Source organism: Bifidobacterium apousia, from assembly GCF_007559275.1.
In the GTDB taxonomy this organism is placed as follows: Bacteria; Actinomycetota; Actinomycetes; order Actinomycetales; family Bifidobacteriaceae; genus Bombiscardovia; species Bombiscardovia apousia.
Map to the genome: position 1 here is coordinate 455,978 of NZ_VMHK01000002.1, position 21,816 is coordinate 477,793.

General features: G+C 64.8%; 16 protein-coding genes. 13 read left to right on the top strand and 3 right to left on the bottom strand.

Annotated features, from left to right (window positions below):
• The first annotated feature begins 73 nt into the window (after positions 1-73).
• From FPK30_RS04490 to glnA, 11 genes are all read left to right on the top strand, one after another.
• Positions 74-1,381: a DivIVA domain-containing protein gene (locus FPK30_RS04490; protein ID WP_144085470.1), complete on the top strand. Its 1,308-nt coding sequence runs from the start codon at positions 74-76 to the stop codon at positions 1,379-1,381.
• Between the two features lie 12 nt (positions 1,382-1,393).
• Complete coding sequence (locus tag FPK30_RS04495; protein ID WP_144085471.1) at positions 1,394-1,924, top strand: signal peptidase II; 531 nt, start codon at positions 1,394-1,396, stop codon at positions 1,922-1,924.
• Positions 1,921-2,850, top strand: a complete 930-nt coding sequence (locus FPK30_RS04500; protein ID WP_144085472.1) for an RluA family pseudouridine synthase — start codon at positions 1,921-1,923, stop codon at positions 2,848-2,850. The genes FPK30_RS04495 and FPK30_RS04500 overlap by 4 nt, the downstream gene beginning before the upstream one ends.
• Positions 2,851-2,893: 43 nt before the next feature.
• Positions 2,894-6,451: a DNA polymerase III subunit alpha gene (dnaE, locus tag FPK30_RS04505; RefSeq protein ID WP_144085473.1), complete on the top strand. Its 3,558-nt coding sequence runs from the start codon at positions 2,894-2,896 to the stop codon at positions 6,449-6,451.
• Between the two features lie 82 nt (positions 6,452-6,533).
• Entirely contained in the window at positions 6,534-7,931 is a 1,398-nt protein-coding gene (hisD, locus tag FPK30_RS04510; RefSeq protein WP_144085474.1) for a histidinol dehydrogenase, read from the top strand.
• On the top strand, positions 7,928-9,076 hold the full coding sequence (locus tag FPK30_RS04515; RefSeq protein WP_144085475.1) for a histidinol-phosphate transaminase: 1,149 nt from the start codon (positions 7,928-7,930) through the stop codon (positions 9,074-9,076). The genes hisD and FPK30_RS04515 overlap by 4 nt, the downstream gene beginning before the upstream one ends.
• Positions 9,077-9,174: 98 nt before the next feature.
• Positions 9,175-9,777, top strand: a complete 603-nt coding sequence (gene hisB / locus FPK30_RS04520) for an imidazoleglycerol-phosphate dehydratase HisB (protein WP_024627238.1) — start codon at positions 9,175-9,177, stop codon at positions 9,775-9,777.
• Positions 9,774-10,526 carry a hypothetical protein gene (locus FPK30_RS04525; RefSeq protein ID WP_144085476.1) on the top strand — a complete coding sequence of 251 codons (753 nt, stop codon included), beginning with the start codon at positions 9,774-9,776 and terminating at the stop codon, positions 10,524-10,526. The genes hisB and FPK30_RS04525 overlap by 4 nt, the downstream gene beginning before the upstream one ends.
• A gap of 31 nt (positions 10,527-10,557) precedes the next feature.
• Entirely contained in the window at positions 10,558-11,307 is a 750-nt protein-coding gene (hisH, locus tag FPK30_RS04530) for an imidazole glycerol phosphate synthase subunit HisH (protein WP_144085477.1), read from the top strand.
• A gap of 1 nt (position 11,308) precedes the next feature.
• The gene (priA, locus tag FPK30_RS04535; protein WP_144085478.1) at positions 11,309-12,040 is read left to right on the top strand and encodes a bifunctional 1-(5-phosphoribosyl)-5-((5-phosphoribosylamino)methylideneamino)imidazole-4-carboxamide isomerase/phosphoribosylanthranilate isomerase PriA; all 732 of its coding nucleotides are present in this window, start codon (positions 11,309-11,311) and stop codon (positions 12,038-12,040) included.
• A 46-nt stretch (positions 12,041-12,086) separates the two neighbouring features.
• The gene (gene glnA / locus FPK30_RS04540) at positions 12,087-13,424 is read left to right on the top strand and encodes a type I glutamate--ammonia ligase (RefSeq protein WP_045924085.1); all 1,338 of its coding nucleotides are present in this window, start codon (positions 12,087-12,089) and stop codon (positions 13,422-13,424) included.
• Between the two features lie 9 nt (positions 13,425-13,433).
• Here glnA and FPK30_RS04545 read toward each other — a convergent pair whose 3' ends face one another.
• The 3 genes from FPK30_RS04545 to FPK30_RS04555 are packed head-to-tail and all read right to left on the bottom strand — an operon-like array spanning position 13,434 to position 19,047.
• Positions 13,434-14,321, bottom strand: a complete 888-nt coding sequence (locus FPK30_RS04545; protein WP_144085479.1) for a hemagglutinin — start codon at positions 14,319-14,321, stop codon at positions 13,434-13,436.
• Positions 14,318-18,388, bottom strand: a complete 4,071-nt coding sequence (hrpA, locus tag FPK30_RS04550) for an ATP-dependent RNA helicase HrpA (RefSeq protein WP_144085480.1) — start codon at positions 18,386-18,388, stop codon at positions 14,318-14,320. The genes FPK30_RS04545 and hrpA overlap by 4 nt, the downstream gene beginning before the upstream one ends.
• The gene (locus FPK30_RS04555; protein ID WP_144085481.1) at positions 18,385-19,047 is read right to left on the bottom strand and encodes a class I SAM-dependent methyltransferase; all 663 of its coding nucleotides are present in this window, start codon (positions 19,045-19,047) and stop codon (positions 18,385-18,387) included. Before FPK30_RS04555 ends, hrpA begins: the two co-directional genes overlap by 4 nt.
• Before the next feature lie 222 nt (positions 19,048-19,269).
• Here FPK30_RS04555 and hflX point away from each other — a divergent pair, with 222 nt between their 5' ends.
• Both hflX and FPK30_RS04565 read left to right on the top strand, forming a co-directional pair.
• Positions 19,270-20,736, top strand: a complete 1,467-nt coding sequence (gene hflX, locus FPK30_RS04560; protein WP_144085566.1) for a GTPase HflX — start codon at positions 19,270-19,272, stop codon at positions 20,734-20,736.
• 99 nt (positions 20,737-20,835) lie between these two features.
• Positions 20,836-21,798, top strand: a complete 963-nt coding sequence (locus tag FPK30_RS04565) for an L-lactate dehydrogenase (RefSeq protein ID WP_024627229.1) — start codon at positions 20,836-20,838, stop codon at positions 21,796-21,798.
• The last annotated feature ends 18 nt before the right edge of the window (positions 21,799-21,816 follow it).

Genomic DNA, 21,816 nt, shown 5'->3' on the forward strand with positions numbered 1-21,816 from the left:
GGCAGACTCCGTGCTAGCATGCAGTAAGAGAACACAATCGGGCTGGTTGGCCTGAAGCGAGGTGGAGAAACATATGGCTCTATTGACGCCTAATGACATAAGGGAGCATACCTTCCAGACAGTGCGGTTTAAGGAAGGCTACGACGTCGACGAGGTCGACGACTTCCTGGATCAGGTCACCGATACGGTTGAAGCTCTGGGTAAGCAGGCCATGCAAGGCAACGCCGCTTCCACCCAGTCCCTGGGTACCGATGTGGCCTCGCTGAACTCGAAGATTTCCGACCTGACGGCTCAGGTCGAATCCCTGCAGAAGGAGAACCGGGATCTGAAGCAGCAGGCCCAGGGGTCCGCCGCCCAACAGCCTGCCGTGGATGCCCAGACCAAGCGACTGCTGGCCGAGTCCCAGAGCCAGGTCAAGACCCTGGCCTCCCAGAACGACCAGCTCAAGCGTCAGGTCGAGCAGCTCAACTCCCAAATCGACCAGCTTACCGCCCAGGCCGCCGCGGGCAACAACACCCAGGCGCTGACCAACCAGCTGACGGCCATGCAAAAGGAGCGCGACCAGGCCCGCCAGCAGGTCCAGGCTCTGACCAACCAGCTCAATGCCTCCCAGCAGGGCATGGCCACGGCCCGTCAGCAGGTCACCCAGGCCCAGAAGGCTTCTCAAGAGCAGCAACAGCGCACCGAGCAGCTGAACAAGGAGCTGGAAGAGTCCCGCAAGCGCGAGGAGCAGCTGCGTCAGCAGGTCTCTAAGGCCGAGCCCTCCACCGAAACGGGCAGCCTGCAGCGGATCGCGGGCGCTGGCGCCGAGGCCAGCAGCGAACCCGAGAGGGCCACCGCCATGCTCACCCTGGCCATGCAACTGCACGACCAGTACGTCGACAAGGGCAAGGCCAATGCCTCCCAGCTGGTGGCCGAGGGCCACGCCCAGCACGACGACATCGTCAAGAAGGCGGAGGATTACTCCAAGAGGACGCGCGCCGAGGTGGACGAGTACTCCAAGCGAGTCCACTCCGAGGCCGATGGCTACTCACAGCGTGTACGCTCCCAGGCTGACGAGTACTCGGTCAAGACCCGTTCCGATGCCGACGCCTATTCCAAGCGCCAGCACAGCCAGGCCGACGAGTACGAGACCCAGGTGCAGACCCGGGCCCAGGAGTACGACAAGAACACCCGCGACAGCGCCGACCGCTATGCCGCCGATGTCAAGAACAAGCTCATGGATCAGTCCAAGGTCCTGGAGGAGAACATCCAGGGTCTCAAGCAGTTCGAGGCGGGCTACCGCAGCAAGCTGACCGAGTTCCTCAACCAGCTCATCAACCAGATCTCGGACACCAGCAATTACCAGTCCATGGAAAAGAAGTCCGAACAGGCCCACTGATTCCATCCGGCAATGACCAAGAACACATACAAGAGACGGCTGCGCGGGCGCGTGGCCGTCTTCGTCGCTCTGGCGGCAGTGGCTATAGCCCTGGATCAGGTGACCAAGGCCTTGGCCTTGGCCCGGCTGGGCAACGGGGTCAGTGTGGCTCTGCCGGGGCCCCTGCACGGTCTGCGACTGGTGCGCAACCCCGGGGCTTCTCTGGGATTGGGGTCAGGGAGTACCTGGGTCATATCCCTGATCGCCCTGGCCGCCTGCCTGCTCATCATTGTTCTGGCTCTGCGCACCACCTCCATGGTCTGGACCCTGGCCCTGTCCCTGGCCTTTGCCGGGGCGGCAGGCAATCTGATCGACCGGGTGGCCTATGCATCAGGCTTTCTTGACGGTGCCGTGGTCGACTTTCTGGACTACGGCTGGTCGGTGGGCAATGTGGCCGACATCTATCTGACTCTGGCCGGTGTTGTCGTGGTGGTGCTCATTGCCTGCAATGTGCGCTTCAGCGGCAGGCCCCAAACCACAGAACACGGGGGAGCGGCCAAGTGACCCGGCTTCTTCCCGCGCCGGATGCCCTGGTGGGTCGGCGCCTGGATATGGCCCTGTCCAAGATGCTGGGCCTGTCCAGGGCCAAGGCCAGCGATCTGGTGGCCCGGGGCCATGTGCGGATCATGGGCCGTCGGGTGAATAAGGCCACCACCCTGATGAGCGGCGATCTGATAGAGCTGGACGAGCCCGAACCGGCCAAGCAGGTGGAGCCCGTGGCCGAGGACATGCCCGTGGTCTATGAGGACGAGGACGTGGTCGTCGTCGACAAGCCAGTGGGGGTGGCAGCACATCCCTCCATCGGCTGGACTGGACCAACCGTTCTGGGCAGCCTCCTGCAGCGGGGCACCCACATCACCTCCATGGGTGCCCAGGGCCGTCAGGGCATCGTCTCCCGCCTGGACGCAGGCACCAGCGGCCTTATGCTGGTCTGCAAGTCCGATCTGGCCTACAAGGAGATGCGCCGGCAGTTCGCCCGGCATGAGGTGGTCAAGATCTACCACGCCCTGGTTCAGGGCAATCTTTCCGAGGACAAGGCCACCATCGAGGCCCCCATCGGACGGGCCCGGGTCTCGGACTTTCGCTTCACCGTCACCCCCGCAGGCAAAGAGGCCATCACCCACTGGGACGTACTGGAGCGCTTCGGCTCGGCCACCCTGGTCAGCGTCAATCTGGAGACCGGGCGCACCCATCAGATACGCGTGCACTTCTCTTCCATAGGCCATCCCCTGGTGGGCGACCACATGTATGGGGCCAACCCCGACCTGGCGGACAGGCTGGGCCTGAAGCGGCAGTGGCTGCACGCCATGCGCCTGGAATTCCGCCATCCCCGCACCAAGATCTGGACCAAGGTGGTCTCCTCCTATCCGGCTGACCTGCGCCGCTCCCTGCAGATCGAACGCCAGAGCGCCACTGGTATACGCAGCTAGCGGACTCCGGCGATTCGGCCAGGGTCCTGGGTAAGTTGGAGATATGTCCTCAACCCGGTCAGACTTCGTTCACCTTCACACCCATACCCACTATTCCACCCTGGACGGGGCCAGCAGGATCCCCGACCTGGTTGCCGAGGTGGGGCGGCTGGGGCAGCCGGCTGTGGCCATCACCGACCACGGCAACATGCACGGGGCCTACGAGCTCTGGCGCACGGCTGTGGATGCCGACATCAAGCCCATCATCGGCATCGAGGCCTACGTGACCCCTGAGACTGCCCGCCAGGACAAGAGCCGGGTCCACTGGGGAACCGACGAGCAGCGTTCTGACGATGTCTCCGGCGGCGGCTTCATCACCCACATGACCCTCTGGGCCAGCGACGACACTGGTCTGGTCAACCTGATCAAGGCCTCCTCGGTGGCCAACCTGGAGGGCCTGGTCGGCAAATGGCCCCGCATGGACAAGGACCTGCTGTCCACCTACCACCAGGGGGTCATCGCCACCACCGGCTGCCCCTCGGGCATCGTCCAGACCAGGCTGAGGCTGGGCCAGTTCGACGAGGCCCTGCGTGCCGCAGGTGAGTTCCAGGACATCTTCGGCAAGGAGAACTACTACGTGGAGCTGATGGACCACGGGCTGGAGATCGAGCATCGGGTGACCAAGGAACTGCTGGAGATCGCCCGTCGTCTGGATGCCCCCCTGGTGGCCACCAACGACTCGCACTATGTGCGCAAGGAGGACGCCTCGGCCCAGGATGCCCTGCTCTGCATCAACTCGGGGTCCCGGCTGACCGACCCCGGCCGCTTCAAGTTCGACGGCACCGGCTACTACATCCGCTCGGCCCAGGAGATGCGCGAGATCTTCAAGGAGTTCCCCGAAGCCTGCGACAACACCCTGGAGATCGCGGAACGCTGCAACGTCATGTTCGACGACCACGAGGACGGGGCCTTCATGCCCCGCTTCGACTGCCCGGAGGGCTGGGACGAGACCTCCCTCTTCCTGAAGAAGGTGGACGAGGGACTCAAGAACCGCTATCCGGATGGGGTGCCCGAAGAGGTCTCCCACCAGGCCGACTACGAGTGCGGGGTCATCTGCCAGATGCAGTTCACCGGATACTTCCTGGTGGTGGCCGATTACATCAACTGGGCCAAGCAGCATGGCATCATGGTGGGGCCGGGCCGTGGATCGGCGGCAGGATCCATGGTGGCCTACGCCATGGGCATCACCGAGCTGGACCCGCTCAAGCACGGGCTGATCTTCGAGCGCTTCCTCAACCCCGAGCGCGTCTCCCTGCCCGATATCGACGTGGACTTCGACCCCGAGGGGCGCATGAAGGTCCTGGACTACGTGGGCCGCAAGTACGGCTCCGACAAGGTGGCCCAGTGCGTGACCTACGGCACCATCAAGACCAAGCAGGCCCTGAAGGACTCGGCCAGGATCATGGACTACGAGTACTCGGTGGGCGACCAGGTCACCAAGGCCCTGCCGCCCACGGTCAACGGGAAGGACATGAGCCTCAAGGAGATCTTCGATCCCCAGTCCAAGCGCTACCCGGAGGCCAAGGAGTTCCGCGATCTGTACGAGTCCAACCCGGACGTCAAGCGGATCACCGAGGAGGCCAAGGGCATCGAGGGCATCATCCGCCAGACCGGCGTGCACGCCTGCGCCACCATCATGGCCTCCAACCCCATCACCAACACCTCGCCCTTGATGGAGCGCACCGACGGCACGGTGACCACCACTTTCGAGTACCACACCTGCGAGACCTTGGGGCTGGTCAAGATGGACTTCCTGGGGCTGTCCAACCTGACGGTTATCAGGGACACGGTCACCAACATCAAGCGCAATGGCAAGGAGCCCATCAGCATCGAGAAGGTCCCCCTGGACGACAAGGAGACCTATCAGCTGCTGTCCCGGGGCGACACCCTGGGCGTCTTCCAGCTCGATGGCGACGGGATGCGATCCCTGCTGCGCATGCTCAAGCCCGATAACTTCAACGACATATCCGCCCTGATCGCCCTCTACCGACCGGGGCCCATGGATATGAACTCGCATATCAACTATGCCAAACGCAAGAACGGGCAGCAGAAGATCGAGCCCATTCATCCGGAGGTAGCCAAGCCCCTGGCGGGCGTGCTTGACGAGACCTATGGTCTGATCGTCTACCAGGAGCAGGTCCAGTCGGCAGCCCGGATTCTGGCTGGATACTCGCTGGGCCGAGCTGATGTGCTGAGAAGGGCCATGGGCAAGAAAAAGCCCGATGTCCTGGCCAAGGAACAGGTGCCCTTCTTCCAGGGCATGAAGGAGCACGGCTACTCCCAGGAGGCTGCCCAAGCGGTCTGGGACGTCCTGGTGCCCTTCTCCGGCTACGCCTTCAACAAGGCTCACTCTGCGGCCTACGCCCTGATCGCATACTGGACCGCCTACCTGAAGACCCACTATCCGGTGGAGTTCATGGCCGCTCTGCTGCAGAACGAGAAGACGAACAAGGACAAGACCGCCCTCTACCTGGGTGAGGCCAGAAGGATGGGCATCCGCATCCTGGCGCCTGACATCAACGAGTCTGTGGCCGAGTACTCCGCTGTCGGCGACGTGGTCCGCTTCGGCCTGGGCGCTATCCGCAATGTGGGCGACAAGGTGGTGGCGGACATCATCAAGGAGCGCCAGGGGCCACGCGGCAAGTATGTCAACTTCATGGACTTCGTCAAGCGGGTGCCCATGGAGGTGCTCAACAAGCGAACCGTGGAATCCCTGATCAAGGGCGGCGCCTTCGACGGCATCGATCCCAACAGAAGGGCCCTCTTCCAGATTCATGACGAGGCCGTCGACCAGGTCATGCCCATCAAGCGCAAGCAGGCCGAGGGTCAGTTCGATCTCTTCGCTGACCCCGATGACGACGTGCCCCAGCAGGATGCCTTGGGCGACGCCCAGGTGACCGTCCCTGACATCGACGAGTGGGACAAGTCCACCAAACTCAACTTCGAGCGTCAGATGCTGGGTCTGTACGTGTCCGACCATCCGTTGAGCGGCATGACCTCGGTTCTGGCTGGCATGCGGGACATGTCCATCGCCCAGCTGCTCAACCGGTCCAAGGGCATGGACGGCAAGGCGGTGACCCTGGCGGGGCTGGTCACTGCTGTGGACCGACGGGTCTCCAAGAAGGGCAATCCCTGGGCCATCGTCACCATCGAGGACCTGGAGAGTTCCATCCAGTGCATGTTCTTCGGCAAGGTCTACGACGCCCACTCCGACGACCTGGTCCTGGACTCGGTCATCCGGGTGAAGGGTGTGGTCGAGCTGCGGGACGAGGCCACCAACATCCGCGTCAACGATATGGAGGTGCCCGTTTTGGAGTCGGCGGACGAGCGGCCTCTGACCATCACCCTGCCCAGGCAGGCCCTGGATCGGGGGCACATGGAGCGGCTGGCCCGGATACTCAAGTCCCACCCCGGCTACTGCCAGGTCCGTCTGGCGGTCACCGACGATCGGGGCAACGTCCGTTTGCTGACCTTCGGCGACGGATTCCGCACCAGGCACGACACCTCTATGATGGCCGAGATCAAGTCCGTTTTCGGACCCTCCTGTCTGCCGTCAGCCTAGGACGCGCCCGCAACCGTCTCACCATTTGGGACGGTGGTGAATCGCTGGCTTTGGGGACACAAAAGTTCACTACCATCAAAGTATGTCAAAGCTCATGATGAGAACCATGGATCTGCGCGGGAAAACCATGTCCCGCGCCCAACTCCTCGCCGCCATGCCCCGAGCCGATATGGGTACCCGGGAGGCCAGCGCCCAGGTGCAGCCCATACTGGATCAGGTGCGTGAGCATGGGGCCGGCGCCTTGCGCGACCTGGAGGAGAAGTTCGATCATGTGCGTCCTCATGATCTGAGGGTCCCGGCATCGGCCATGCAGGAAGCCTTGGATGGGCTGGACCCCAAGGTCAGGGCGGCAATAGAGGAGTCCGTTGCCCGCATCCGCAAGGTCTGCACCACCCAGGTGCCCAAGCCTATGGCCACCGACCTGGCCCGCGGCGCCCGGGTCAGCGAGCGGTGGATCCCGGTTCAACGCGTAGGTCTCTACGTGCCGGGAGGCAAGGCCCTGTATCCCTCCTCGGTCATCATGAACGCGGTGCCTGCCCAGATTGCCGGGGTCGATTCCCTGGCCGTGGCCACTCCGCCCGCCTCCGACGACCCCCGTGGCCTGCCGGCGGCCATCATCCTTGCCACCTGCGCCATCCTGGGGGTGGACGAGGTCTATGCCGTGGGTGGTGCCCAGGCCATAGCCATGTTCGCATACGGGGCCAAGGGATCCGAGCCTCAGGATGGGGAGATTCTCTGTGACCCGGTCGACAAGATCACCGGCCCGGGCAACATCTTTGTGGCAACGGCCAAGCAGATGGTCTCCGGCATGGTGGGCATCGACGCCGTGGCCGGACCCACGGAAATCGCTATTCTTGCCGACGGCCAGGCCAACCCCGACTGGGTTGCGGCAGACCTGATCGGCCAGGCCGAGCACGATGAGCTGGCCGGCTCGGTGCTGATCACCGACAGCCAGGACCTGGCCCAGGGCGTTCAGGAGGCTCTGGAGCGCAGGGTCCCTCGAACCGAGCATGCCGACCGGGTGCGCACCTCCCTGGGCGGCAACCAGTCGGGAATCATCCTGACCGACGGAATCGACCAGTCCATCGACGTGGCCAATGCCTATGCCGCCGAGCATCTGGAGGTTCAGACCGCCGATCCTGACGCCGTCATCGACCGGATCCGGAATGCCGGCGCCATCTTCCGCGGCCCTTACTCTCCTGTACCCCTGGGCGACTACATGTCCGGATCCAACCACGTCCTGCCCACCGGCGGCACCGCCAGGTTCGACGTGGCCCTGGGCGTCCACACCTTCATGAAGCCTGTCGAAGTCATCGAATATGACCAGGAAGGGCTCAAACCCATCGCTGCCAAGATCAACGATTTCGCCGTAGCCGAGGACCTGCCCGCCCACGGCGAGTGCATCCTGAGCCGGTTCCTGGACGACCCCTACGACAAGGCCGACCTGGAAGCCAACGAAGAGAAGGCCGGTCTGCGGTGAGTGCCATACCTGCCGATCTGCCCCTCCGCACGGATCTGGTGGGGGAGGAGCCCTACGGCGCCCCCCAGCTGGATGTCCCGGTCTGTCTGAATGTCAACGAGAACCCCTACCCCCTGGACCAGGAGGTGGTCGAGGCCATCTGCCAGCGTGTCCGCCAGGTGGCTCCAGGCCTCAATCGCTATCCGGACAGGGAGCATGAGGACCTGCGGCGGGCCCTGGCAGCCTACCTGAAAAAGGAATCAGGGACCTCGCTCCGACCCGAGCAGATCTGGGCGGCCAACGGGTCCAACGAGATCATGCTCCAGCTCTTCCAGGCCTTCGGCGGGCCGGGGAGGACCGTCTTGGGCTGCGACCCGACCTATTCCATGTACCCCGAGTACGCCCGTGACACCTTCACCGACTGGGAACTGGCCCACCGGCTGCCTGATTTCAGCCTGGATATGGATACGACCATCGAGCGCATCGAGGCTTTGGGGCCAGCCATGGTTCTGGTGACCAGCCCCAACAATCCCACGGGGACGCCCCTGCCCATGGATCAGCTAACCAGGCTTCTTGAGGCCTGCTCCAAGGTCCCTGTAGCGGGCGCGGATCCCTCCGCCCGACCCATCGTGGTCGTGGACGAGGCCTACATCGAGTTCCGCGACCCGGGCACGCCCTCGGCGGTCAGCCTGATCGGGCAGTACGACCACCTGGCAGTCAGCCGGACCATGTCCAAGGCCTTCGCCTTCGCCGGCGCCAGGGTGGGCTACCTGGCCGCATCCCAGGGGATAGTCGACGCGGTCCGCATCGTCCGGATGCCTTACCATCTGAGCGCCCTGACCCAGGCTGCGGCCCTGGCTGCCCTGGAGCACACCGACCTCCAGCTGGCTCGGGTGGATCAGCTCCGCCGGACCCGTCAGGAAACCGCCCGGTGGCTGGCCGGGCAGAAGTTCCATGGCCGGCCCTTGACCGTGGTCCCTTCGGCCTCCAACTTCATCCTCTTCGGTACCTTCCCCGACCGCGATGCCGTCTTCGAGGCCATGAAGGATGAAGGCGTGCTGATCCGGGCCGTGGGCCCCGAGGGCTACCTGAGGGTCTGCATGGGCACGGACGCGGAGATGGAGCGATTCCGCCAAACCCTGGTCCAGGTCCTCAAGCGGTTCTAGGAGGATACAGACCAGCGGCACGGCTATGCTGGTGGTCTAGACGTCGTGCAGAAGACCTAGTGCGGACGGAGTGCGCGGCAGAAAGCGGAGGAGCAGCAATGGCAGGCAGAACAGCCACCATCACCCGCCAGACCAGTGAATCCAAGGTGAGCCTGAGTCTGGACCTGGATGGCACCGGAGTGACCGACATCGACACCTCGGTTCCCTTTTATGACCATATGATGACGGCCCTGGGCCGCCATTCCCTGATCGACCTGACCATCAAAGCCAGCGGGGACACCCAGATCGACGTTCATCACACCGTCGAGGACGTGGCCATCGTCTTTGGCGAGGCTCTGGCCCAGGCCCTGGGCGACAAGCGGGGCATCAAGCGCTTCGCCGACGCCACCGTCCCCCTGGACGAGGCCCTGGCGCGAGCCGTGGTCGATATTTCCGGCAGGCCCTATGCGGTCTGCACCGGCGAGCCTGAGGGGTTCGAGTACGCCATGATCGGCGGGCACTTCACCGGCTCCCTGGTCAGGCACGTCATGGAGTCCATTGCCCTGCATGCCGGCATCTGCCTGCACCTGACCCTCTTGTCGGGCAGGGATCCGCACCACATCGCCGAGGCTGAGTTCAAGGCCCTGGCCAGGGCTCTGCGCTTCGCCGTGGAGCCGGATCCCAGGGTGAAGGGCATCCCCAGCACCAAGGGGTCGCTATGAGTGCTGATGAACACGACGAGAATGACAGCGAGGATCAGGGTTTGCCGGATTCCGGCCATCATCTGAGCGAGGAAGAGGTCGAGCGGGCCCTGGCCAGCTTTGAGGCCGAGTTCGATGAAGGCCAGAATCAAGCGGATCAGCCCGTTGAACACTCCGGATCAGGCGTGGATGACGAGGCTGGTTTGGATTCCGCGCCCGCTGACGAATCGTCGATGGGACCGGACGGGGCCAATGGCGTTGCTGCCGATTTCGACCAAGAGCTTGAAGGCCTGATCGGCAACCGGGCTAAGGCCGCCGTCATGGTGACCCGTCTGGCTTCGGCAGAGCTTCTGGCGGCCTTCTGCCAGATCTCCGATATTTCGGCCTGGTGCATCCAGGCCCGTGAGGGTGCCGTGGCTGTCCTGAGAAACCTGGACGGTGACGGACCCGAGGCAGCCATCCGCGATCTGACCACGGTCGTATCCGGGCTCAGCGCCATCCTGGCGGTCAACCGGGCCGACAAGCTCGAAGTGACCCTCTGGATCAGCGGGCAGTCGGGGCAGACGCTTGCGCCGCCCATCCTCTTTGCCGCCACCGCTGACTTCGTGGAGGACCTGATGATCGGGACCACCACCGTGGACAGGCTGCGCCAGGATGGGGCCGCCATCTTCGACTCGGGGGAGTACAACCGCGAGAAGGCCATGGGCATCATCGCCTCGCACACCAGGTTCGGGGCCGGAGGATCGACCCGCAAGGGTCGCGTCGAGTAGACGTTGGGACAACAGACCTGCTAGGAGGAACATGACCAGGATACAGGTGCTTGACTATGGGTTCGGCAATGTCAGATCCATGGTGCATGCCCTCTCCCAGCTGGGGGTCGATGCGCAGATCAGCGCCGACCCGCACCTGGCTATGAAGGCCGACGGCCTGGTCATTCCCGGCGTGGGGGCCTACGGGGCCTGCATGGCAGGGTTGCGCGCCGTCGGCGGCGACCGGATCATCCTGGACCGCCTGGCCCAGGGCCTGCCGGTTCTGGGGGTCTGCATAGGCCTTCAGATCATGTTCCAGTTCGGGGACGAGGACGGCCGCAGCGAGCCCGGACTGGGCCTGATCCCCGGCCGGGTGACCAAACTGGACGCTGATGTGGTGCCCCATATGGGCTGGGACCATGTCCAGGCGCCTCAGGGGACACAGCTGTTGGCGGGGGTCCAGGACCAGCGTTTCTACTTCGTCCACTCCTATGCGGCCATGACGGTGCAAGGGGATGACCGGGCCGGCGTGGCGCAGCCCGATCTGTCCTTACGAGTATCGGCGTTGAATGAGCATGGCGACAGGCATCCAGGGTCAACAGAGGGTGCATCGTTCGGTGAACCGCTGGTTACCTGGGCCACTTATGGGCGCAGCAGGTTCGTTGCTGCCTATGAGTGCGGTCCCTTGAGCGCCACCCAGTTCCATCCTGAAAAGTCCGGTCAGGCCGGGGCACGGTTGCTGACCAATTGGGTGCGGACCCTTCCCGGGGCTTCCGGACTCCCCTCTGAGAAAGGTGAATGAGATGCTGACGCTCCTGCCCGCTGTTGATGTCCGCGACGGAAAGGCGGTCCGCCTCAGGCAAGGGGTCTCCGGCTCCGAGAAGGTCTACGGCGAGCCTGCCGATGCGGCCAAGGCCTGGGTCGACCAGGGTGCCCAGTGGCTCCACCTGGTGGATCTGGATGCGGCCTTCGGCACTGGAGACAACCGTGACAAGCTGGCCGCCCTGGTCAACGAGCTGGGCGATCGCGTCAAGGTGGAGTTGAGCGGCGGCATCCGTGACGATGCCAGCCTGGAGGCCGCCCTGGATGCGGGTGCCACCCGGGTCAACATCGGCACGGCGGCGCTGGAGGATCCGGAGTGGACCAGCCAGGTTCTGGCTCGCTACGGGCAGAGGGTCTGCGTGGGTCTGGACGTGCGCGGACACACCCTGGCCGCACGGGGCTGGACCAGACAGGGCGGGGACCTTTTCGAGGCCATGGAGCGACTGGACCGGGACGGGTGCAGCCGGTACGTGGTCACCGACGTGACCCGCGACGGGATGATGACCGGCCCCAATCTGGACCTGCTGGGCCAGGTGGCTGACCGGACTCCGGCCAAAGTGACCGCATCAGGCGGCATATCCAGCCTGGATGATCTGAGCCGCATCCTGGATCTGGTTGATCGGGGCGTGGACAGCGCCATTCTGGGCAAGTCCCTCTATGAGGGAGCCTTCACCCTGGGGCAGGCACTGGACCTGGTCTCGGGGCATTGTTAACGCTATAAGCAAGTCTGCGAAATATAGGAATGGGAGCATAAGCTCTATGGATAAGCAAGAGGAGTTCGCGCTGCGCACTGTCGAGGAGCGCGATGTCCGGTTCATTCGTCTCTGGTTCACCGACGTCTTGGGAACCTTGAAGTCGGTGGCCATAGCGCCCACCGAGCTGGAAGTGGCCTTCGAGGAGGGGCTGGGCTTTGACGGCTCGGCCATCGAGGGCATGACCAGGGTCTCCGAGGACGACATGATCGTCAAGCCCGACCCGTCCACCTTCCAGATCCTTCCCTGGAGGGGCGGACCGCAGGGCACAGCCCGGATCTTCTGCGACGTGCTCACCCCGGACGGCGAGCCCAGCAGCGGGGATCCCCGGCACGTGCTCAAGCGGGCCCTGGCCAAGGCCAAGGAGAAGGGATTCATCTTCTACACCCATCCGGAGATTGAATTCTACTTGTTCGAGAATCAGGAGGACTGGTCCCAGACCCCGACCCCCATCGACGAGGGCGGATACTTCGACCATGTGCCCCGCAGCCCGGGGATGGACTTCCGCCGGGCCTGCGTCAACATGCTGGAGCAGATGGGCATCTCGGTGGAGTACTCCCACCATGAGGCCGGACCGGGGCAGAACGAAATCGACCTGCGCTATGCCGACGCCCTGACCACCTCCGACAACATCATGACCTTCCGGACCGTGGTCAAGGAGATCTCCTTGGAGCGGGGGATCTATGCCAGCTTCATGCCCAAGCCCTTCACCGACCAGCCGGGATCGGGCATGCACACCCATCTGAGCCTGTTCGAGGGGGACACCAACGCCTTCTACGAGGTAGGGCAGGAGTTCAACATGTCCCAGACGGCCCGGCAGTTCGCCGCCGGCATCCTGGCCCATGCGGCCGAGATCTGCGCGGTGACCGACCAGTACGTCAACTCCTACAAGCGTCTCTGGGGCGGGGCCGAGGCGCCCAGCTACGTCTGCTGGGGGCACAACAACCGGTCCGCCCTCCTGCGCATACCCCAGTACAAGCCTGGCAAGGGCAACTCGGCCCGGATGGAGTTCCGTGGGCTGGATCCGGGGGCCAACCCCTACCTGGCCTACTCGGTGCTGCTGGCCGCCGGCCTGGACGGGATCGAGCAGAAGATGACCCTGTGCGAGCCCACCAGCGATGATGTCTGGGAGCTGACCGACGCCGAGCGGCAGGCCATGGGCATCGAGCCCCTGCCTGACAGCCTGGACGCGGCGCTCAAGGTCATGGAGAAGTCGGACTTCGTGGCCCAGGTGCTGGGCGAGCAGACCTTCGAGTACTTCCTGCGCAACAAGCACCGGGAGTGGGCCGGATACAGCCGGCAGGTCACCCCCTACGAGCTGGCCTACTACCTGCCCAGGCTTTGAAACCAGGACTCACTGGTCCGATCGGCCGAACCAGTTGTTGTAGATGATGACGAAGTTGCGGTTGCCATAGCTTGAGCAGCGGTCGCCTTCGCCGTCGCCTGCCTGCAACGCTGCCTCGTTGGGCTGGTAGGGCGTATAGATATAGAGCAGGGCAGTGGCGTCGTTCTCGATGTAGACCTTGCCGCTGCCGCAAGAGGCATCGGGGCTGAAGCGCACATCGTTCAGGGCCTTGGTCTGGTAGGCATACTGATCCCGATGGGCCTGGTAGTAGCGGAATCGGTGGGCGGCCCCGTAGACCTGATTGAAGAATCCGGCATAGCGGGTGTCGCAGTCTGCATCATCCGGGCAGGAAAGGCCCATGGCCGACTTGAGCTGAACCTGTGTGGGGGACTGGTTGGTGGCCACCAGATGCTGCTCCTTTTGCAGCATGGTCAGGAGGACCTTCTGGCTGATTCCACAGGAGCGGGCGGCACCGTCGATGATCTGAGCCGCGCTCTGTCCCTTGCCGCCCTTGTAGGCATCACATAGACCGTCACCGGGACGGTCGGGGACATCCATCTGCAGGCTGCGCAGGCAGGTGGATCCGCTGCATGAGGCCTCATGTTTGTTGAAAAAGTCCTGGACATCGTCGGCGTTCATGTCCACGGTGTCATGGAAGCGGTGATCGGTGATGATCTTGCCAGGATTGAAAACGTACTCCTGGGAAAGCTCCTCCTGGTGGCGGATGACGCGGCCGACCATCAGCCGGTAGGAGACGAAGCGGACAGCCAGGATGCACAGGGCGACCACCAGGACTATGGCCATCAGGGCGGCCCCCAGGGTCTGCGCGCGGCGGAGGGTCATCCGTCCGCGTTTGGTGCTGCCCCTGCGTGATCGTCCCGATGGCCTTGTGCTCATGGTTTTCCTTCCAGCGCCTTCCTGATTCGTTGCAGGCTGACAGGGATGGCTGTCCCCAGCTCCTGGGCCCAGATGGAGACGAAGTACTCCTCCATCATCCAGCGTCCCCTTCGCGCACGGTCCATGGCCTGGTCTCGTCCGGGACCGGCGGGCAGAGCCTGGGCCGTCTTGGCCGCCTGGTCCACCAGATCCTGGGCGGTCTGCGCCTGCCAGGCCCATCGTACGTCACGGTCCTTGTCCCTGCGGGCCTTGTCCAGACGCATCTGATCCGCCTTCAGATATGTGCGCAGGCGGGGGAGGGCGTAGGGCGGGTCGGTGCCGATGAAGCCCTTGGCCACCAATCCGCCGGCGTGCTGGCGTATCCACTGCAGGACCGAGAGCAGCGGCAGATCAGCTGGGCCTGATACGGCCTTGTCCACCTGGGCCGAGGTCTCCAGAATGGCGACCACATCCTTGGCCACCTGGTAGACGGTATCCTCGTAGACCTGGCTGACGCCGGCCACAGCCTCTTGCAGGGACCGGTCGTCGGTGATGGCCTCAGTGTGGGGGATCAGGCGCTTGACAGCAGCCATCTGCAGGTCCTCGGCAAGGGCAGAGGTGTCCGGGTAGGGGGCCGAGGCCAGCATCAGGGCCTCCCGGCTCAGCCAGCGTGAGGAGATCCTTTGGGCAGGCAGGTGGAGCTTGTCCAGGGCGGCCTGCCAGATCAGCTCCTCTCGCGATTTGGTGGTGGCGCCGGACTGGTGAAGCAGGTCGGCGCTCTTGACCACCTGGCCCTGTCGGGCGGCCTTGCTGGCCTGGGAGTCAACCCGGGACCGGGCCGACTGCCGGGCCTGTCCGGCCAGGTCGCGCTGCAGGTCGGTCAGGGACTTGGACCGGCCCAGGACCTTGGGATGGCCATGGCGCCGTTTCTCCTCCACCTGGAAGGTGGGCCGCAGGTAGTCGGGCAGTCGTTCCAGCCTGTCCTGGGTGAAGACCTCCGGGTGCAGCTGGGCTCCGACCGTGTCTATGGCCGCGGCGGTGAAGGCCTGCTCGAAGTCCGGCCAGTCCTCGGCGGGGATGGCTTCTGCACCGTTTTCGTTCCCGGACGCAGACTGCTGGTCAGCCGATCCGTAGGTGGCCTGCTCTGCCGAGTCAGGATCGGCGCCGGGCAACAGGGGATAGTGGCCGTCTATCCAGGCGCGGATGGTCCGGGCGGCGTCAGGGGCGGGGACGAACTGGACCCGCAGGGCCTTGGGCAGGGACTTGATGGTGGCTGTGATCAGGTCGTCCAGGAGGCCGGGCACGGTCCAGCTGAACTGCCCTGGTGTCAGCTGGTTCAGGCAGTGCAGGGGGATGTGGACCGTGATGCCGTCGTCCGGCTCTCCCGGCTGATAACGGTAGGTCAGGGGCAGGTCCATGGGCCGGCCGTCGGTGCCCAGGGTGTGCCAGTGGTCGGGGTAGTCTCCGGGTCGGTAGGAGACGGACTGGTCGTTCAGGCGCTCCACCTTGTCAGGGTCGAAGTCCAGCAGGTGGGGGTCCGCATCGTGATGCCGCCGCCACCAAGAGCCCAGTGCGGCCAGGGAGGTGGCCTCCTGGGGAATGCGCTCCTGGTAGAAGTCGTAAAGGTCCTCCTCGGTGACCGTGCCGGTCACCTGGCGGGTCCGGCTGGTCCGCTCGCCGGCCTCGCTGAGCACCTGACGGTTGGCCTGGATGAAGCCGTCATGCGGGAAGCGCTCGCGCACGTCGCCCTGGACCAGGCCCTGGCGTATCAGCATGTCCCTGGCTTGGCCGGGGTTGATACGGGCCCACTGGACCGTCCTGTCGCGCACGATGGGCAGTCCGTAGAGCAGAACCTTGGAGGTTGCCACCGCGGCACCACGGGAGGCCGACCAGTGGGGTTCGGCGTAGGTGGTCCTGGTCAGGGACTTGGCCAGGGGTTCGGCCCAGGCCGGATCAATGGCCGCGCAGCAGCGCGCCCAGAGCCGGGAGGTCTCCACCAGCTCGGCGGCCATGATCCAGGGCGGATTGGCCTTGGAGAGTGCAGAACCGGGGAAGATCGCGAAATGCGTGCCACGCGCCCCCTGGTAGTCGTTCTTGGCCTGCCGGCGCGCCCGCTTCATGGCCTTGGCCCGGGCCGCGCCATGCAGGCCGGCGAAATCGGAGGCCTTGGGCTCGTGGATCACCTGCATGCCCAGGCTGGAGAGCAGGCCGGCCAGCATGGAACGATGGATGCCCTGGTCGTCCCAGGAACAGACCAGGGCGTGTGCCGCCTGCTGCCCCATAGGCAGGGCCAGGAGGGCCTGGTCCGGGCCCTTGACGGGAGTGGGGGAGCCTACCTTCATGTGCAAACCCCGGCACATCTGGGCCAGCTGCCGGTAGAGGTCATGCCACTGCCGCATGCGCAGGAAGGCCATGTACTCCTGTTTGCAGGCCTTGCGCAGGGTCCCGTTGGAGGGCTCCTTGTCCTGCGGGAAGAAATGGTTCCAGATGTTCAGGGCCGTCAGGAAGTCGCTGGAGGGGTCCTCGTAGCGGGCGTGGATCCGGTCGGCCTCCTCGCGCTTCTCCTCCGGGCGCTCCCGCGGGTCCTGCAGGGAGAGGAAGGCCACGACCACCAGAACGGCGGCCAGGGTGTCCGGGGTGGCGTCCTGGCCGGCCTGCAGGATCATTCTGCCCAGACGGATGTCGATGGGGATCCTGGCCAGCCGCCGTCCCAGGCTGGTCAGCCGGATGAGGCCCTGCTGGCGGGAGATGGCTTGCAGCTCGGTCAGCTCCCGCAGACCGTCGCTGACTGCCCGGGTGTCGGGCGGATCGATGAAGCCGAAGTCGGTGACGTCCTCGGCCGTATGGGCCACGCCCACCGAGAGCATGTGCAGGATGACCGAGCCCAGGGAGGTGCGCAGGATCTCAGGATCGGTGAACTTGGGACGGGTGTCATAGTCATCCTTGGCATACAGACGGATGGCGATGCCGTCGGCCACGCGCCCGCAGCGGCCTGCACGCTGATCGGCCGAGGCCTGTGAGATGGGTTCGATGGGCAGGCGCTGGACCTTGGCCGACTTGGAGTAACGGCTGATCCTGGCCAGCCCGGGATCCACCACATAGCGGATGCCCGGCACCGTCAGGGAGGTTTCGGCCACGTTGGTGGCGATGACGATGCGCTGATGGCCATGGTGTTCGAAGACCCGGTGCTGCTCCTTGGCCGACAGGCGGGCGAAGAGGGGGATGATCTCCAAGGCGTCCAGGCGGCGCATGTCGGAGGTCCTAGGGCCGAAGTGCCGTCGCAAGGCGGTCTCGTACTCGCGGATATCGCGTTCTCCGGCGGCGAAGACCAGGATGTCCCTGGGGCCGTCCACGTGGGTGGAGTGGATGACCAGCTCGGCGCAGGCCCGGGCCACCGCCTGGGGCATGTCCGGCTCCTCCCTGTCCTGGCCCTCTTGATCGGAGTCGAACCCGGGGACATGCCGCATCAGGGCAGGGGCCGACCCGGCAGGCTCGTAGAGCGTCTGGACCGGGTAGGTGCGGCCGGAGACCTCCAGCACGGGCACCTGGGTGTGCAGGGCCCTGGCGAAGTGGTCGCGGAACTTGACCGAATCGATGGTGGCCGAGGTGATGATCAGCTTCAGATCTGGCCGTTTGGGCAGCAGGGCGGTCAGATACCCCAGCAGAAAGTCGATGTTCAGGCTGCGCTCGTGGGCCTCGTCGATGATGATGGTGTCGTAGGCCCGCAGCTGGGGATCGCCCTGGATCTGCGCCAGGAGGATGCCGTCGGTGACCACTCGCAGGCGGGTGCTGCGGCTGGACTTGTCGGTGAACCGGACCTGGTAGCCGATCTGGTCGCCCAGCCTGGTGCCCGTCTCCGAGGCGATGCGCTCAGCCACGGTTCTGGCGGCGATCCTTCTGGGCTGGGTGTGCACGATCTGATGCCCGTGGTCGCCGCGACCCATTTCCAGGAGAATCTTGGGGATCTGGGTGGTTTTGCCCGAGCCGGTCTGGCCCGAGACGATGACCACCTGGGAGGACTGCACGGCATGGACGATGTCCTCCTTGGCCGCGCTGATGGGCAGCTCGGCAGGATACTCGAACCTCATGCCCGGCCCACCTCGATGATCCGGTAGCCCTTGGACGAGGCATACTTCTCCGCCGTCCATCCGGAGCCCAGGGCCTCAGCCAGCCAGGGGATCAGGGAGTCGGCGCCCAGGTTGCGCTGGACCACCAGGTAGGCCCGGCCTTGGGGCTTCAGCCTGGGCAGGTAGGTCATCAGCAGGTCGTGCAGGGCCGCCTTGCCCACCCGGATGGGCGGATTGGACCATATCAGGTCGAAGCGCAGATCGTCCGGCACCTGTTCCGGGGTCAGGGTGCGCACCCTGTCAAGATCCTGGGTTTGTGCATTGCGGGAAGTCAGATCCAGAGCCCGCAGGTTGGTGTCCACAGCATAGACGTTGGCCTTGGGCGCCTGCATGGCCATGCTCAGAGCGATAGGCCCCCAGCCGCAGCCCAGGTCCAGAAAGTCGCCCTTGGCCGGGGGCTGGGGGACGCGTTTGAGCAGGACCGAGGTGCCCAGGTCAAGCCTGCCCGATGAGAAGACCCCGTGGGAGACCTCCACCTGGCAGGTGCGGCCGGCCAGCTCCACCTGGATGGTCCGCCGCTGGTCGGGGGAGGCCGGACGGGCTACGAAGTACTGTTCGCCTCCGTCCGTCCCGGTCCTGGAGGATTGCCCCCGGCTGCTGCCATGGTCCCTGTGCGTCATGTCCATCCTGTCCGTCTTTGAAATCTGCCCGTCCCTCGGGCATCCGCTGATGTCTGCTAAGAAGATGATAATAAAGACTGTGTCATGATTCCGCCTACACCGGATTCGTTCCCTAGTCCATAGATCGATGCAGAGGTGCCTTTGACCCAAGAACAACCGACCCAAGAGCATAGCCCAGCAGCTGTCGAAGCGCACCAGGACCCGCTCGCCCACAAGTCCGAGGTGCTGACCGGCAGCGAAGGGCAGGTCGGGCAGGGCCAGGATCAGGAGTGGCAGGAGCGCAGCCGCCGCAACGCCTTCCGTCATGTCGAGGGGCTGGGTGAGCTCCAGGACGTCACCGAGGTGGAGTACCGCAAGGTCCGTCTGGAGCGGGTGGTCCTGGTCGGCGTCTGGTCGGGTTCGCGGACCACGGTCGGTCAGGCCGAGGAGTCCCTGCGCGAGCTGGCCGCCCTGGCGAGGACGGCCGGGGCCGAGGTGCTTGACGGGCTGCTCCAGCAGCGGGTCAAGCCGGATCCGGCCACCTACCTGGGTTCGGGCAAGGCACGGGAGCTGGCGGATATCGTGGCTGGGCTGGGTGCCGACACCATCATCACCGATGACGACCTGCATCCCTCCCAGCGGCGGGCCCTGGAGGATGTCACCAAGGTCAAGGTGGTCGACAGGACGGCCCTGATTCTGGACATCTTCGCCCAGCATGCCACCAGCCGCGAGGGCAAGGCCCAGGTGGAGCTGGCCCAGCTGGAGTACATGCTGCCCAGGCTGCGCGGCTGGGGCGGATCCCTCTCCCGCCAGGCCGGCGGCCAGGCTGCCGGGCAGGCCGGCGGCATAGGCTCCCGCGGCCCGGGAGAAACCAAGATCGAGACCGACCGTCGGGTCATCCGGCGGCGGATTTCGCGGCTGAAGCGTCAGATCGCCCAGATGGCCCCCTCTCGCCAGGTCAAGCGTGGGTCCCGGCGGCGCTATCAGCTGCCGGCCGTAGCCGTGGTGGGGTATACCAACGCCGGCAAGTCCTCGCTGACCAACCGGCTGACCGGGTCCGAGGAACTGGTGGAGAACGCCCTCTTCGCCACCCTGGATACGGCCGTCAGGCGCACCAAGGCGGCAGATGGCCGACTCTACGTCTATGTGGACACGGTCGGGTTCGTCCGCCGCCTGCCTACTCAGCTGGTCGAGGCTTTCAAATCCACCCTGGAGGAGGTGGGTCAGTCCGACCTGATTCTGCACGTCGTGGACGGCTCCCACCCCGATCCCTTTGGGCAGATCAGGGCTGTGGATGCCGTGCTGGCGGATATCCCCGGCGCTGAGTCCATTCCCCGTCTGCTGGTCTTCAACAAGGTTGATCTGATCGATCAGGATGCCCGGCAGCGGCTTGTCAACCTTGAGCCCGAGGCCTTTTTGGTCTCGGCCCGACAGGGTCAGGGTCTGGAGTCCCTGCGCAGACGGGTGGAGGAGCTGCTGCCCGCCCCCGCTGTGCATGTTCAGGCCATCCTGCCCTACACCAGTGGCTCCCTGCTGGAGCAGGTACGGCGGCTGGGACGGGTGAATTCATTGGAATACCGGGCCGATGGGGTTGCGCTGAGCGCTGATGTGGACGACCGGCTGGCGGCTGCCGTGCTTGACCAGGCCATTGATCAGAAGCCCTTGCAGGCCCCAGTGGGTGACACGCCATCAGCCGGGCTGAGCTCCTAAGGGGCATGCGCACGCCAGGTCACCTATGCTGGGTAGACTACGTATGTTGTCAGCGGCAAACCCGTTTCCCGGGTTCCGATAAGAGAGGTCCATAAAACTATGGCGGAATCATCAATCAAGCCAACCAAGCTAGCAATCGTGGGAGCCGGAGCCGTGGGGTCGACTCTGGCCTTTTCGGCGGCCCAGCGCGGTGTGGCTCGGGAGATCGTCCTTGAGGATATCAACGCCCAGCGTGTTGAGGCCGAGGTCCGCGACATGCAGCACGGATCCAGCTTCTACCCCACGGTCACCATCGACGGCTCGGACGATCCACAGATCTGCGCCGACGCCGATATGGTGGTCATCACGGCCGGAGCCAGGCAGAAGCCGGGACAGACTCGGCTCGACCTGGCCGGTGCCACCATCAACATGATGAAGTCCATCATCCCTCAGATGGTCGAGGTGGCCCCCAACGCCATCTTCCTGCTGATCACCAACCCTGTCGACATCGTCACCCGGGTCTCTCTGGAGCTGTCCGGGCTGCCGGTCAACCAGATGTTCGGTTCGGGCACCAACCTGGATTCCGCCCGGCTGCGGTACCTGATCGGTCAGCAGACCGGTGTCAACGTCAAGAACGTGCATGCCTACATCGCCGGCGAGCACGGCGACTCCGAGGTCCCGCTCTGGAGCTCGGCCACCATTGGCGGGGTGCCCATGTGCGACTGGATGGAGCTGCCCGGCCATGAGCCTTTGGACGCGGCCAAGCGCGAGGAGATCCACCAGGAGGTGAAGAACGCCGCCTACCAGATCATCGAGGGCAAGGGGGCGACCAACTTCGCCATCGCCATGTCCGGCGTGGACATCATCGAGTCCATCCTGAACGGCACCGACCGCATCCTGCCGGTCAGCTCTTTGCTGGAGGACTTCCACGGCATATCGGACGTGTGCATGTCGGTGCCCAGCGTGCTCAACCGTGACGGGGTCAACACCCACATCAACACTCCGCTGAGCGACGGCGAACTGGCCGCTCTGAAGCGCTCCGCCGAGACTCTCAAGGAGACTGCCAGCAAGTTCGGCTTCTGAGTATTTCACAGAAAACTC